Origin of the sequence: Pedobacter sp. 22226, from assembly GCF_052045455.1 — a bacterium.
GTDB classification, from domain to species: domain Bacteria; phylum Bacteroidota; class Bacteroidia; order Sphingobacteriales; family Sphingobacteriaceae; genus Pedobacter; species Pedobacter jeongneungensis.
In genome coordinates this window covers 224,125-237,944 of record NZ_JBQEPB010000012.1, presented here as the reverse complement: position 1 = coordinate 237,944, position 13,820 = coordinate 224,125, and the positions used below count along the sequence as shown (strand labels likewise).

The 13,820-nt window shown below is 37.7% G+C and carries 15 protein-coding genes; 4 read left to right on the top strand and 11 right to left on the bottom strand.

The window, feature by feature from the left end; all coding sequences use genetic code 11:
• Positions 1-129: 129 nt before the first annotated feature.
• The 9 genes from ACTJKC_RS24035 to ACTJKC_RS23995 form a co-directional block, all read right to left on the bottom strand.
• A complete protein-coding gene (locus tag ACTJKC_RS24035; RefSeq protein ID WP_344851894.1) occupies positions 130-411 on the bottom strand; it encodes a Txe/YoeB family addiction module toxin in 282 nt (93 codons plus the stop codon).
• Positions 393-602 (bottom strand): DUF2683 family protein, encoded by a 210-nt coding sequence (locus ACTJKC_RS24030; protein WP_344851895.1) that lies wholly within the window; start codon positions 600-602, stop codon positions 393-395. Before ACTJKC_RS24030 ends, ACTJKC_RS24035 begins: the two co-directional genes overlap by 19 nt.
• A 30-nt stretch (positions 603-632) precedes the next feature.
• Positions 633-1,331 carry a LytR/AlgR family response regulator transcription factor gene (locus tag ACTJKC_RS24025; protein WP_440796026.1) on the bottom strand — a complete coding sequence of 233 codons (699 nt, stop codon included), beginning with the start codon at positions 1,329-1,331 and terminating at the stop codon, positions 633-635.
• A complete protein-coding gene (locus ACTJKC_RS24020; protein WP_440796024.1) occupies positions 1,328-2,371 on the bottom strand; it encodes a sensor histidine kinase in 1,044 nt (347 codons plus the stop codon). The genes ACTJKC_RS24025 and ACTJKC_RS24020 overlap by 4 nt, the downstream gene beginning before the upstream one ends.
• 144 nt (positions 2,372-2,515) lie before the next feature.
• The gene (locus ACTJKC_RS24015) at positions 2,516-3,739 is read right to left on the bottom strand and encodes an ABC transporter permease (protein WP_440796022.1); all 1,224 of its coding nucleotides are present in this window, start codon (positions 3,737-3,739) and stop codon (positions 2,516-2,518) included.
• 12 nt (positions 3,740-3,751) lie between these two features.
• Positions 3,752-4,498 carry an ABC transporter ATP-binding protein gene (locus ACTJKC_RS24010; protein WP_440796020.1) on the bottom strand — a complete coding sequence of 249 codons (747 nt, stop codon included), beginning with the start codon at positions 4,496-4,498 and terminating at the stop codon, positions 3,752-3,754.
• Entirely contained in the window at positions 4,498-5,691 is a 1,194-nt protein-coding gene (locus tag ACTJKC_RS24005) for an efflux RND transporter periplasmic adaptor subunit (RefSeq protein ID WP_440796018.1), read from the bottom strand. The genes ACTJKC_RS24010 and ACTJKC_RS24005 overlap by 1 nt, the downstream gene beginning before the upstream one ends.
• Before the next feature lie 45 nt (positions 5,692-5,736).
• Positions 5,737-7,032, bottom strand: a complete 1,296-nt coding sequence (locus tag ACTJKC_RS24000) for a TolC family protein (protein WP_440796016.1) — start codon at positions 7,030-7,032, stop codon at positions 5,737-5,739.
• Between the two features lie 303 nt (positions 7,033-7,335).
• A complete protein-coding gene (locus tag ACTJKC_RS23995; protein ID WP_440796014.1) occupies positions 7,336-8,562 on the bottom strand; it encodes a multidrug effflux MFS transporter in 1,227 nt (408 codons plus the stop codon).
• A gap of 202 nt (positions 8,563-8,764) precedes the next feature.
• On the opposite strand from ACTJKC_RS23995, the gene ACTJKC_RS23990 reads away from it, so the two are divergent.
• From ACTJKC_RS23990 to ACTJKC_RS23975, 4 genes are all read left to right on the top strand, one after another.
• Positions 8,765-9,535, top strand: coding sequence for a queuosine precursor transporter (locus ACTJKC_RS23990; protein WP_344851903.1), 771 nt, complete (start codon positions 8,765-8,767; stop codon positions 9,533-9,535).
• Positions 9,536-9,559: 24 nt separating this feature from the next.
• Positions 9,560-10,009, top strand: a complete 450-nt coding sequence (locus ACTJKC_RS23985) for a hypothetical protein (RefSeq protein WP_440796012.1) — start codon at positions 9,560-9,562, stop codon at positions 10,007-10,009.
• 86 nt (positions 10,010-10,095) lie between these two features.
• Entirely contained in the window at positions 10,096-10,893 is a 798-nt protein-coding gene (locus ACTJKC_RS23980; RefSeq protein WP_344851905.1) for a type II toxin-antitoxin system antitoxin SocA domain-containing protein, read from the top strand.
• 51 nt (positions 10,894-10,944) lie between these two features.
• Positions 10,945-11,241, top strand: coding sequence for a hypothetical protein (locus ACTJKC_RS23975; RefSeq protein WP_440796010.1), 297 nt, complete (start codon positions 10,945-10,947; stop codon positions 11,239-11,241).
• A 76-nt stretch (positions 11,242-11,317) separates the two neighbouring features.
• Here ACTJKC_RS23975 and ACTJKC_RS23970 read toward each other — a convergent pair whose 3' ends face one another.
• Both ACTJKC_RS23970 and ACTJKC_RS23965 read right to left on the bottom strand, forming a co-directional pair.
• The gene (locus ACTJKC_RS23970; RefSeq protein WP_440796008.1) at positions 11,318-12,562 is read right to left on the bottom strand and encodes a homoserine dehydrogenase; all 1,245 of its coding nucleotides are present in this window, start codon (positions 12,560-12,562) and stop codon (positions 11,318-11,320) included.
• A 138-nt stretch (positions 12,563-12,700) separates the two neighbouring features.
• On the bottom strand, positions 12,701-13,798 hold the full coding sequence (locus ACTJKC_RS23965; RefSeq protein WP_440796006.1) for a homoserine O-acetyltransferase family protein: 1,098 nt from the start codon (positions 13,796-13,798) through the stop codon (positions 12,701-12,703).
• Positions 13,799-13,820 lie beyond the last annotated feature (22 nt).

Here is a 13,820-nt window from a genome sequence, read left to right as displayed (position 1 = left end):
TTAAAACTAGAGATGACGAAAATTCACCCTGCCTTTTATTTAAACGCTTACTAAGCTTTCTTCTTGTAATAAGATTTGCAACAAAAAAATCAGTTTGATAAACCAAAGGAGATGACGTTTTTTTTTAGATTATTTATCACCGTAATGTCCAAGAGCAGAAATTATGGTAACGGTGACGATTTCGTCTTCAATTAGATAAATAAGCCTATCTTTTCTGTTAATCTGCCTGGACCAAAATCCGGATAAATCATATTTGAGTTTTTCTGGATTTCCTATTCCTGTTTCAGGATGTTCATAAAGCTCTTCAATAATTTGATTGACCTTTTTGATAGAACCTTTATCTCCTGATTTCTTAATGGCAAGTAAATTCTTTTGAGCTTTCTCTGAAACAACTACTTTAAATTTTCCCATATTGATTTATTAGGATCTAAAGTGATATAATTCCCTTTCTTAACATCAGACAGGCTCTTTTTTATTTTTGCCACAAACTCAGGATTGTAAGGACTTTCTTCTTCTTTTTGAAAAGAAATATCTAAAGCTTTTAAGACCGCTTCTATTGCAGCTTCTTGCTTTTTATTTTTAGGATGTGCGATTATAGTCATAGCAATTGTTGTATAATCAAAAATACGAAATTATTTAATCAACTTTTCAATTACCTGTTTATAGCTGTCGCTTACCGGCAATTCCTTATCTGCTATAAATAATGCATTTTTCCGGATAGCAGTTACTTTATTGATATTTACGATAAAGGATTTGTGGATCCGTTCAAAATATATGGGCAACTGATCTTCCACATTTTTCATGCTCATGCGCACTACGGCAGCTTTCGGGCTGGATGAGATATGGATCTGGATATAGTCCTTAAGTCCTTCAACATAAGTAATTTCACTAAAATTAATTTTCATCAAGCTGTAGCCTACATTTACAAACATATAATCCTGTTTGGGCAGGTTAGTGTGTTCTGCCGATTGTTTAAGTTCGTAAAGATCTTTAGCCTTATTGCAGGCTTTCATAAAACGATCGAGCGATACCGGTTTCATTAAATAATCCACCACATCAAGTGCAAAACCATCTAAAGCATATTGTTTATAGGCGGTTACAATAATCACCATTGGTTTTTTAACCAAACTCTGTATAAATTGCAATCCGGTAATGCCAGGCATCTGGATATCAATAAAAATAAGGTCTATCGATTGTTCCTGTATCATTTTATTGGCTGCAAAGGCATCATCACAACTGGCCACTAACTCTAAAAATGGAATGCGGCTAATGTTATCAGCCAGTAATTGCAGGGCTAAAGGCTCGTCGTCAATGGCTAAACATTTTATCATACCGTTAATTTTAAAGTGAGGTTAACATTAAACCAACCGTCTATTTTCCCAATTTCCAATTGATGTTCTTTACCATACAGCAAATTTAATCGTCTGCTTACATTTGCAAGACCAATACCCGATGCTGCATCTTTTATTTCATTCTCATCTTCGTTAAACTTATTTCGAACAGTAAAGGTTAAAAATTCATTTTCTGTTTTTAGATCAATAAATATCTGTGGGTTTTCGATCATCCCGACACCATGTTTAAAGGCATTTTCAATAAAAGGGATCAATAACATCGGTTCTATTTCGTCAAACTCACTTTCAATATTAATGTTTGTTTCTATTGTTACTTTTTTTCCGAAACGTTGTTTTTGCAAATCGATGTAGGCCTGCAGGTATTCGGTTTCAGTTTTGATGGACACTTTTTCCTCGTCGGTTTCGTACAGCATATATTGCATCAAACCAGATAATTTCATTACTGTAGGTTCCAGTTCATTACTTTTTAGCCTCACCAGAGCCACAATGTTGTTCAACACATTGAAAATAAAATGCGGACTAATTTGCGAACGTAAAAATGAAAGTTCGGTTTTCATGTTTTCCTGTTCGCGCTCTAAAGATCTTTTTTCTTCCCTGATCCTGTCGGAGATCATCGTAAAGGCAGTACTCGCAGCAATCGTTAATAAAAAGGTGGGGGTATTAAACCAAAGTGTCCGTCCAAGATTGAAATCGAAATCCGGTAATAGGATTTTAAATAGGGTAGAATGAATCGAAATGGCCAGAAGCAAGCAACCTAAAAGTGATAATCCATATCCTGGATATTTTTTCTGATAGAAAAAGGATGGAATTAAAACTTTGTTATTGAGGTAAAATATGGCAATCCAATAAAAATAACTGATAAAATTTAACCTGAGGAACTGATTTTCTTCGTAATTACTGAGGTGGTGTGGCGGACGGCTCCTGTTGGCATTAATAATATAGGGCAAAGTGATCAAAACTACCCATACGAGGATGTGCAGGGTAATTTTTATCCATTTTTTGGAGAAATTAATTGTCATTATTTTTTGTGTCGCGCTTTGCATCGCTAAGTTATTATTTTTTAAGGTGTTTTCATCACTCTGAATTTATCAAAGACATGTATTAATTGCCTGAAGATCCCGGCCTGCGCCGGGATGACGGCAGGCTGGGATGGGGCGCTATTGTTACTCGTACCTTAATGCATCAATCGGATCAAGGTTAGATGCTTTTTTTGCCGGGTAATAGCCAAAGAAAACACCTGTTATGGCACATACAACAAAGGAAATAATGATTGATGATTCGGCTATCAAAATAGGCCAGTTTAAGAAGTAGGAGATAAGGTAAGCAGAACTTACACCTAAAATAACCCCTATAATTCCACCGGTAATGCTGATTAAAATGGCTTCTATTAAAAATTGCATTAAAACATCTTGTCCGCGGGCACCGATTGACATGCGCAGACCGATTTCGCGGGTACGTTCAGTAACTGATACATACATAATATTCATAATACCAATGCCACCAATAAACAGCGAAATGCCTGCAATAGCGGTTAAAAGAACAGTAAGCATACTACTGGTAGAACTAATGGTACTGATTAACTCGGCTTGTGTACGCACCTGGAAATCGTCGGTTTCGGCGGCAGTTAACCTGTGGCTTTCCCTTATGGCATCCGAAATTTCAGTTGTGGCAGCTGCACTCGAAGCTTCAGTAGTGGCAGAAGCATAAATACTTTGCAGGTAATTGGTTGCGGTAATCCTTTTTTGTACAGTGGTGAAAGGCGCGAGGATAATATCATCCTGATCCTGACCAAAATTACTTTGTCCTTTAGGTTCTAAAACACCAATGACCTGGAAAGGAATGTTTTTAAACCTGATAATTTGACCAATCGGATTGCTTCCGTCTGGAAATAGGTTATCGATTACGGTTTTACCCAAAAGGCAAACCTTGGCAAAACTTTTTACATCATTTTCGGAAAACAGAATGCCATCCTGAAGTTTTAACTGGCGGATGTTTAAATAATCCGGACTAACCCCGGTAATGGTGGTTGGCCAGTTATAACCTCCTTTAATGGCCTGTCCGCTGGTGGAAACCACTGGCGATAAACCATTGATATTTTTGGATTGCAGCTTTTTAATCGCTGTAATGTCTTCCAGTTTCAATGTTTGGATACTGCTTCCCTGCAAACGCACCCCCCCGGGCTCATTACTTTGAGGCATAATGGTAATCATGTTCGAACCCATACCTGATAATGACGACCTGATGCTTTGTTTGGAGCCTTCGCCGATGGCCATCATGGCAATTACTGCGGCCACACCGATAATGATACCCAGCATGGTTAAAAAAGCACGTAGCTTATTCCTTTTTAATGCCCTAAAGGCAATTTTTAATAAATTTATAATGCTCATGATCTTTTTAAATTAGTAATCATCAGATTCTGGCAAACTTGCAAGTGCCTCTTTGGCCGAACGTTGATTTTGGTTAATGCTGTCCTTTTGGATTTTTCCGTCGCGGAGCATGATGGTTCTGGTGCTAAAAGCGGCGATATCCGGTTCATGCGTTACAAAAACTATGGTTTTTCCTTCTGCGTTCAGTTCCTGCATTAATGCCATAATCTCATAAGAGGTACGGGTGTCTAAATTTCCCGTTGCCTCATCTGCCAAAATCATTACCGGGTGATTAACCAATGCCCGTGCAATGGCTACACGCTGCTGCTGACCGCCTGAAAGCTGGCTCGGGGTATGATCGAAACGCTCGGCCAGTTTAACAGATTCAAGCGATTTAATAGCCCTTTCTTTACGTTCTTCAGCAGTGATGGTTTTGTTATAGAATAAAGGTAGCTCTACGTTTTCCAGGGCCGATGTTCTTGGCAACAGGTTATAAGCCTGAAAAACAAAACCAATCTTGGTGTTCCGCAAACCCGCTAATTCATCACGGTTTAAACTTTTAACATCAACACCATCAAGAAGATAACTGCCCTCTGTGGGTTTATCTAAGCAACCCAATATGTTTAAAAGCGTGGTTTTACCCGAGCCGCTGCTGCCCATAATGGTTACAAACTCACCGGCTTTGATGTCAAAAGTAATCCCTTTCAAGGCCCTAACGGTTTGATCGCCCATTACGAACTCACGTTTGAGGTCGTGGATGTCCAATATTTTCTGTTCCATTATTTCCTCCCGCTTCTATTTGGACGTTTTGGCATAAAAGGACTTGATTGCCCCTGATTTGCCGCTGCACTTTTGCCCATGCTTTGTGAACCTGTAATTACGACATCTGCCACTGCTAATCCTGATAAAACTTCTACATGGGTATTGTCATTTATACCCGTTTTGATTTTTTTCTGTACCAGTTCTTTCGGGCTTTTTTGTACCCAAACATACGCTTCGTCGGCTCCGGCTGGCTTTCTATCGGGATTAACCCAGGTCATTTTGTATTTGCCCGCCAAAGTTGAGTCAGGTGCAAATTTTATGGCCTTGGTTGGGATGAGCAAAGCATTGTTCACCTCTTTGGTAAATATGGTGATGTTCGCCGTCATGCCCGGTTTTAGCTTATTTGCATCATTTGAGGTATTGATAATGGTTTTATAGGTAACTACATTCGATGAAATGGATGGACTTAACCTGATTTCCTGGATGGTTCCTTTAAAAGTATCGTTTAAAAAGGCATCAACGGTGAATGTTGCCCTTTCACCTTTTGAGATATCGCCTACATCGGCCTCATCTACAGAGGCTTCTACCTGCATCTTGGTTAAATCTTTTGCAATACTGAAAATAGTTGGTGTACTAAAGCTCGCTGCAACGGTTGTTCCTTCACTCACACTTCTCGAAAGCACCGTTCCATCAATCGGAGAATAAATACTGGCCAGCGACAGGTTCTTTTGTGCCGAGGCCAATTGTGCTTTGATGCTGTTTACCGAAGCTTTTGAAGCATTATAAGTGTACAGTGCGTTATCATAATCGGCTTTGCTAACCGCACCAACTTTATACAAATTGCTCTGGCGGCTAAAATTACCCTGCTGATAAACCAATGCACTTTGTGCACTCACTAAATTGGCCTGATATTGGTTTACTGTGGCTTCAAACAAGGTTTTATCCAGTTCGGCCAGCAGTTGTCCTTTTTTAACCTTTGAGTTAAAATCAGCATAAAGCGTTTTAATGGTTCCCGAAACCTGTGTACCCACAGCAACGGTATCTACCGGTTGTACTTTACCTGTGGCTGTAACATTTTCAGAAATATAACCTATTTTTGGCTTTTCGGTTTCGAGAACAACCACCTGTTCTTTTTTGCGTAGTGCGAAGTACCAAACCGCAAATAATGCAACTGCGATACCGATGATAATAAATATTGTTTTCTTTTTCATGATTCAAATATTAAATAGACTAGGCGGTAGCCATCATCATGTATTTTAATTGCTAATGGGAACTCCGGTGTAAAAATTATAGATTTTGGTATAAAGGCTCGCTGTATATTTAGCCTGAACAAATGCCTGTAAAGCCTGCACATATAGGTTTTTCTGTTGAAGATTTTCTACAATATTGTTGGTGCCTTCTTTTAAAGCCGCGTTCGAAATACGTAAAGCCTCACCGGTGTAGTTAAACTGCTCTTGTGCAGCTGCATATTGGCTGTTAGCATTTTGTACGTTAATGTAAGCGCGTTCTACATTTTGTGTCAACGTTGTTTTTGCGTCTAAAAGTGATAAACGGGCCTGCTCAATGCCAATATTTGCTTTCGCCACATTTGTTTTGGTCACTTTTCTATCAAAAATTGGAATAGAAAGTGTCAACCCTAAGTTTTGATAAAAACTATTATTTAACTGGTATCCATAACCGCCAATATTATTATTGTTATAGCCTGTATTTAGCGATCCACCTAAACTCAGTGTAGGGCGTAAGGTTGATTTTGCTTTGGCCAGCTCGGTGGTTTGAAGCTGGATATTCAATTCTCCACTTTTAATCTCCGGACGGTTGCGCAATGCCTGATCTTGTGCCGAAGCTAAATTATCCAATGCCGGCGCTACTGCAACGGTATCTGTTGTACTTACTTCGAAAGGTGTAGTTGTAGGAATTTGCAACAGCTGTTTTAAGGTTAAAATATTTTGCTGTAAAGTATTTTGTGCTGTAACCAGAGTATATTTATCGTTGGCATAAGTAGCCTGCAACTGCAAAAGATCTTTTTTTGCAATGGTTCCAAATTTAAATTGTTGTTCTGATTGTTTAACCTGGGCTTCGCTGGTAGTCAACAGATCTTTTAAATAAATTATATTTTCTCTGGCTAATAAAATATTCAGATAAGCCTGTGTGATGGAGATGGTAATGTCGTTTTTAGCTGCTTCTACCGATAGATTTGCGGTTTGCAGGCTGAGTTCTTTCGATTTGATGTCGTTTTTTAAATAACTTCCATTGTATAGCGTCATATCCGAATTTAAGCCAAAACCACTGGTATTTTGCAAACCGGATTTATAATTGGTGATGGCTTGTGATACATTTCCGCTCAGATTTGGAAGCACAGCTGCTTTTGAAGCAATTAAATTCTGTTCTGCCGTTTGAGAACTCAGTTTTAAGGTATTAATGCTGATGTTTTTCTCTTTAGCATACTCGATAGCCGTTTTTAAATCCCAAACTTGCGGAATCTCCTGTGCGCTGATTGCATAGGGCGCTACAAGCAAAATGAGTACGACAATATATTTGATGTATTTGCGCATGGCGAATAAATTTTGTGTCTATATAACTATTGAACACAAAAATATATCCGGTTAAGGGCTCATTTTAATAATTGAGACCAATGCGAAAAATGCTGCGACGAAAGGTTAAAACTTTGAGATGAGTTGAAAACAGGCTTTTACCAGGAAGTCAGACATTTCGTGTTTTTGGATAAAAAATAATACACCTGCCTTACATGTTCTCAGGTGACTAGGTAGTGAAAAATATAGGCTTATAATTATTTGGCTGTTTTTGAACGACCTAAATCACCTAAGTTCACCTGAGAAAATAACTGACGTTTATTACTAATGTGCTGCAACAGCCGAATCAGCTGAAGCTTCGATTTCAGTAGTGATAAACTTTCTGCCGATTAATAAACAAAATAAAGCGATAAATGCGGCCGCTGTCATAACCAAAGGCATAGGTACCACTGAATGTTCACTAAATAAACTTACCATTACTGAGGCCAATGCACCCAATCCCATTTGCAGGGCACCCATTAATGCAGATGCGCTACCTGCATTTTTGGTGAAAGGCGCAAGTGATAAAGCAGCAGCGTTTGGATTAATTAATCCTAAGCAGGCCAGAAATAATGCGATAAAACCAATGGTGGAATATAAGTTTAGCCAGTTATTTAATGCGAAAATTAAAAAGATCAGACTGAAAACACATTGTGCAATTAACGCCCAGGTTACGATTTTTTTGCTGGTAAACCATTTTAAAATGAGACTATTTACCTGACTGGAACCAATAAAAGCTACCGATAACAGGGCGAAGATCCATCCGTAACCTGTTTTGCTCACTTCGTAAATCTTCATAAATACCTGCGGAGAGGAAGATACATAGGCAAATAAACCAGAAAAAGTAACCGAGCTGATTAACGCATAAGTATAAAACTGAGGTTCTTTTAAAACCGTATAAAAATTGGTTAAAATTGGCTTTGGCTTTAAAGAATAATTCGGATCGGGTTTATAACTTTCCGGTAATTTGAATATAGAAGCCAATAACATTAAAATAGCCATTAAACCTAAAAATACGAATACATATTTCCAGCCTAATGCCGAAATTAAGTATCCGCCAGCTGTTGGGGCCAGCATTGGTGAAACGGCAATTACCAGCATTAAAGAGGCAAATACTTTCGGACTTTCTTCAACAGAGAACAAATCCCTAACCATCGCTACAGATGCTACGGCCGTGGCACAACTCCCGATGGCCTGTACAAAACGCAATACGATTAACTGATTTACATCCGTTACAGCCAGACACAAAAATGAGGCGAAAATATAAAGAGCCAGGCCAAAGTATAATGGTTTTTTTCGGCCAAATTTATCCAAAAGAGGACCATACAATAACTGGCCGGCAGAAATCCCGATAAAAAAGCTCGATAAAGAAAGTGCTACAGTAGATTCGGTGCTTTTTAAATCTTTTGCAATATCCACAAAACCAGGTAGATACATGTCGATTGAAAAGGGGCCAAGTGCAGCCAGCGAGCCCAAAATAAGGATCAGGAAAAAGTGTTGTTTTTTAGCCATGAAGTTTACCAGAATTTGATGGCGCAAAGATTGGGAGATTTAAGTTGTTAACCTATTTTTAGCGTCGAACGATTGTAAAAATCATCATTTTATGTTGAACTAATTTCGCAGTAGGGCACAAGCGTAATCTTTGTGTTATTAATGCTAAAAATAGAAGCCTCATCACGCTAAAATCTGTGATTTATTTATAGATTTATACTCTATGACTTTTAAGACAAAAGAAAGCCGTTTACTACTCATTCTGGGTAGCTTTTTCGTGGCAAATGCCATACTATCCGAATTTATAGGTGTTAAATTATTTAGTGTAGAGGAAACACTGGGCATTAAAAAGTTCGATATCAACTTGTTGGGCGTTCCCAATCTGTCATTTGTAATGTCAGCAGGCGTATTAACCTGGCCCATTATTTTCATCATGACTGATATTATAAATGAATATTTCGGTGTAAAACAGGTTCGTTTTTTATCTATTCTCACTTCCATTTTAATTGCATTTGCCTTTTTGGTGGTTTGGGGATCGATGCATTTAAGTGCGGCCGATTTTTGGGTGCATCAAAACATCAATGGCGAAGACCTCAATATGAATAATGCTTTTGCAGGGATTTTCGGTCAGGGGATGTGGATTATAGTAGGTTCCATTACCGCTTTCATCATCGGTCAGCTGGCAGACGTTTTAATTTTTCACCGGATTAAGAAAATCACCGGCGAACGCGCCTTATGGTTGCGTGCTACCGGATCAACACTGGTTTCTCAACTGATTGACAGTTTCGTGGTAATTTTTATTGCCTTTTATTTAAACCCTCAATACCATTATAGCTGGAAAATGGTTGCCGCTATTGGTCTGGTTAACTATACCTATAAGTTTGTAGTAGCAATTTTAATGACGCCGATTTTATATGTAGTACATACCATTATAGACGGATATTTAGGCAAAGATCTGGCCCACAAACTGATTAAAATGGCTGGCAGAGGGTAAAAATTTAACCAAATATGATAAATTATGAGATTAAAAATTTTAATGCTTTTTGCTGTGCTTTCGTTATGGTCTTGTGCCAATAAAAAAGAGAATAAAAAGGGACTGGCTATTCAGGGTACCTGGCAATTGATTTCGGCCACCACTATTGATAAAGGAAAAAGTGAAACCACTGACTATTCAGGAAAGCTAAAAATGATTAAGATGTTTAACGATAGCCATTTCGCTTTCCTGAAGCATAGCCTTGATCCCAAAGATACCACCAGTTTTGACGCAGGTGGAGGAACGTTTATTTTAAAAGGAGAGGATTACACCGAGCACCTGGAATATTATAAAAACAAAAACTGGGAGGGAAAAACATTTAATTTTAAATTAGCCATCCATCAGGATACCCTGATACAAAAAGGAATTGAAAAGGTTGAAGCAGCAGGGGTGGACCGCGTAATTATAGAGAAATATATCAGGGTAAAACCTTAACTTTTATAAGTTCTGAAGTTAAGATATTTTGTTTTAAAATCAATCATATTGTTGTTTGTTTTTAAAACATTTCCTATTTTTGTGTTATGGGAAATGAATTATCTAAAAAGGAAATAGGTGAGCGTATTGCCAATCTACGCTTAAAAAATGGCTTCTCTCAGGATGATCTTGCAAAAAGCATTGGCATTTCACGTCCATCACTAACCCAGATAGAGTTAGGTAACAGAAGTATAAGTTTTATAGAAATGCATAAACTATCGATGGTTATAGGCTTTTCTCTCGATGATTTTGCATCCGCCAATTTTTACCATAATCAACATTTAAAATTACCCAATCAACCGGAAGAAGCTATAATTGAAGAACGTATTTCTGTACCTACCTTAAATATAAATAAGTTTAAAAACGTGCTGCTTTATATCTTGGAACGTTGTTCTGGCAAACCCAATGTTGGCGAAACAGTGCTGAATAAATTATTATACTTTTCTGATTTTAATTATTACGAATTATACGAGGAGCATTTAACTGGTGCCAATTATAAAAAGCTTCCATACGGCCCTGTTCCGCAAAAATTAGATGCTGTCATTGAGCAGATGATTGATATGAAACAGGTCGAAATAATCAAAACCGATTACAGGGGCTTTCCTCAAAAACGCTTTGTACCCCTAGAGAAAGCAGATTTAACCAAACTTAAAGCAAGCGAAAAGGATGTGATAGATAAAGTAATCGATCAGATGAGCGATTGGTCGGCCAATGCCATAAGCGATTATTCACACAAAGATTTGCCTTGGGAAGTAACAGAAATTGGTAAGGATATTAGTTATGAACTGGCATTTTACAGAGAAGTACCTTATTCGGTTAGAGTTTACGATGAAGATGATAATTAGCCTATGCATTATGATTCGTTAACGGAATTTAACAGAGATTTAAAATTCCTCTTGAAAAAATACAGGACATTAAATGACGACCTTGAAATAGTAAAGGGGATTTTAAATACCCGACCAAATGAACAACCACCTTTCAGTTTCAATATCGATAATTTAGGCATAACAACTTGTGTCATTAAAATCAAAAAGATGGCTTGTAAATCATTGAAAGGAAAAGGAGTAAACTCAGGATTGAGATTGATCTATGCTTATTATGCTGAGGAAAAGAAAATCATATTTGTTGAGCTTTATCATAAAAATGATAAGGCAAATGAAGATAGGGATAGAATTTTAGCCCATTTTAAATAAAACGCAAAAGGTCAGAATCGCTCCGACCTTTATACTTAACAACAAAACAAATAAAAAAATTAACCCTAAAAATAAATTATAGGCTTGCCAGCTCTGCGGCAAAAACATTTTCACTCAATTGCTCTTGTTTATAAATCTGTCTTCCGGTATAAGCAACAAAAACAGATTGATCTAAAAGCAAATCGCGGTTTTTTATCAAACTTTCCAGTTTAACTGTTCCAACCACATATTTATAGCTGCTGGCCGAATAACGCTCGCTAATGTTATCAAATTCCAACAGCGTAATCAGATCTTCATCTGCGTAACGCAGATAAACTTCTAAAAGAATTTCTTCAGTATGTTTTACCCCATTTTCTGAATGGTATTTTTTATACTCATAACGATAATCGTAACGTAGTGCTGCAATATCAGATAATACTGCTGCACCAGTAGGGTGGCCACCTGCACCTTTTCCATAGAAAAACTGTTTATCTGCAAAAGCTGCCTGTACGGCAACTGCATTGTATTCGTTTTCTACATTATAAAGAAAATCATCTTTAGCTACCAGTTTTGGCAATACATAAGTCACAATATCTTTAGTATTTACCTTGCGTGCTGTTGGAACCAGCTTAATTTTGAAATTTTTCTCGCGGGCATATTTAATATCGTGCTGAGAAAGGTTCTGGATACCGATATTTAATATCGCATCAGGATTTACAAACAAACCGTAAGCATGTGCAGTAGCAATGGCCAGTTTATATTTCGGATCGTAACCTCCAACGTCCAAAATAGGGTCGGTTTCTGCAAAACCTAAATCCTGTGCCTCTTTTAATGCCGAATCGTAACTTTGGTTTTCGTTAAATATTTTCGACAAAATATAATTAGATGATCCGTTAAAAATACCGCTCAAGGCATGGAATAACTCATTGTCGTAATATTCCTCCAGGTTACGGATAATCGGAATACTGCCACAAACCGCACCTTCGTATAACAGGGAGGTGCCATATTCCTGCTGTAAATCTACCAGTTCTTTTAAATGTGTAGCGATCATCTTTTTATTTGCTGATACCACATTTTTACCATTTTTTAAAGCAGTAGTTACAATTTCGTATGCCGCATTAGCATCATTGATCAATTCTACAATAGTATTGATCTCTGTATTATTCAATATTTCGTTACGATCAGTAGTAAACAGATCTTTATTTAAGGTACGCTTCTTCCTTGGATCTTTTATCGCAATTTTAATGATCTCGAGGTTCAGGTTCTGACTTTGGATAATGTCCAATAAGCCCTGTCCCACAACCCCGAAACCAAATAAACCGATTTTTAAATTCTTACTCATTGTTATAAAGTGATTATACAGATAATTGGATTACACCGATTTTAGCTGTTGTTGTTATTTGTACCACAGATTCTGTTATGCTCGTCTATGGTTTTTTTTTATATTAATTCTTTAGTCTTTTAAACTTCGCCTTTTACCTTAAGCTGTATGCTGTAACTTAATAATTTTTTTATCCCGACTTTCCTTGATAAAATTTCCGATTACGTTGGTCAGGGCATCTGTTTCGATCAGGAAACCATCATGTCCATAGTCAGAATGTAATGCAGTAAATGCTGCTCCGGTAATATGATCAGCCAGATATTTTTGCTCAGAAATTGGGAACAGCACGTCATTTTCTATACCGATAACCAGAGTATTTGCGGTGATCAGTTTTAAGGCATCGGCAATGCTTTTGCGGTTGCGCCCAACATTATGGCTATCCATTGCTTTTGTTAAATAATAGTAGCTGTAAGCGTTAAAGCGGTTGATCAGCTTTTCCCCCTGATAATTCTGATAAGAAGATGACCTGAAATTGTCCGTTTTATCATTTACACTTTCCACCTGGGTACTGCCATAGGCGTTATACGTTCTGTAACTTAAAAGCGCAATACTACGGGCTGTTTTTAAACCTTTGCTACCGCCATTTGGTTGATTGGCATAGAAAGTCCTGTCGGTTGTAATGGCTAAACGCTGACTTTCGTTAAAAGCAATTCCCCATGGAGAATGAGCGGCATTTGTAGCAATTAAAATCAGGTTTTCAATTTTATTCGGCTCCGAAATGCTCCATTCCACAGCTTGTTGTCCGCCTAAAGAACCACCGATTAACAGTTTGATGTAACCGACACCCAAATGCGCAGCCAATAACTGATGTGCCGAAACCATATCGCGGATGGTAAACTGCGGAAAGGAAAGGTAATAAGGCAAACCATTTACCGGGTTGGTATTTAACGGGCTTGTAGTTCCGTAATGTGATCCTAAAACATTCGCGCAAACAATATAATGCTCTTCAGGATTAAACAAGGCATTTTGCCCGAATAATCCGTCCCACCATTCAAAAACATCCGCGTTAGCAGTAAGTGCATGGCAAACCCAAATCACGTTATCCTTATTTGCATTTAACTTACCATAAGTTTGATAGGCAATCTGCAGGTTGCGAATTTTTTTTCCACTTTCTAATTTAAACTGTTTATTATAATGATATGTAGACGCAAAATTCCCCGAAGTGGATTTTACGTTATCGTTTTTACTGTTATGCATTTTGTAATGTTGTTGTTAAAAA

Coding starts and splice junctions, on each gene's coding strand:
- ACTJKC_RS23970 (WP_440796008.1), bottom strand. CDS start 12,562: ATGAGTAAGAATTTAAAAATCGGTTTATTTGGTTTCGGGGTTGTGGGA.
- ACTJKC_RS24030 (WP_344851895.1), bottom strand. CDS start 602: ATGACTATAATCGCACATCCTAAAAATAAAAAGCAAGAAGCTGCAATA.
- ACTJKC_RS24020 (WP_440796024.1), bottom strand. CDS start 2,371: ATGACAATTAATTTCTCCAAAAAATGGATAAAAATTACCCTGCACATC.
- ACTJKC_RS23965 (WP_440796006.1), bottom strand. CDS start 13,798: ATGCATAACAGTAAAAACGATAACGTAAAATCCACTTCGGGGAATTTT.
- ACTJKC_RS24015 (WP_440796022.1), bottom strand. CDS start 3,739: ATGAGCATTATAAATTTATTAAAAATTGCCTTTAGGGCATTAAAAAGG.
- ACTJKC_RS24025 (WP_440796026.1), bottom strand. CDS start 1,331: ATGATAAAATGTTTAGCCATTGACGACGAGCCTTTAGCCCTGCAATTA.
- ACTJKC_RS24005 (WP_440796018.1), bottom strand. CDS start 5,691: ATGAAAAAGAAAACAATATTTATTATCATCGGTATCGCAGTTGCATTA.
- ACTJKC_RS23990 (WP_344851903.1), top strand. CDS start 8,765: ATGACTTTTAAGACAAAAGAAAGCCGTTTACTACTCATTCTGGGTAGC.
- ACTJKC_RS24035 (WP_344851894.1), bottom strand. CDS start 411: ATGGGAAAATTTAAAGTAGTTGTTTCAGAGAAAGCTCAAAAGAATTTA.
- ACTJKC_RS24000 (WP_440796016.1), bottom strand. CDS start 7,032: ATGCGCAAATACATCAAATATATTGTCGTACTCATTTTGCTTGTAGCG.
- ACTJKC_RS24010 (WP_440796020.1), bottom strand. CDS start 4,498: ATGGAACAGAAAATATTGGACATCCACGACCTCAAACGTGAGTTCGTA.
- ACTJKC_RS23995 (WP_440796014.1), bottom strand. CDS start 8,562: ATGGCTAAAAAACAACACTTTTTCCTGATCCTTATTTTGGGCTCGCTG.
- ACTJKC_RS23980 (WP_344851905.1), top strand. CDS start 10,096: ATGGGAAATGAATTATCTAAAAAGGAAATAGGTGAGCGTATTGCCAAT.
- ACTJKC_RS23985 (WP_440796012.1), top strand. CDS start 9,560: ATGAGATTAAAAATTTTAATGCTTTTTGCTGTGCTTTCGTTATGGTCT.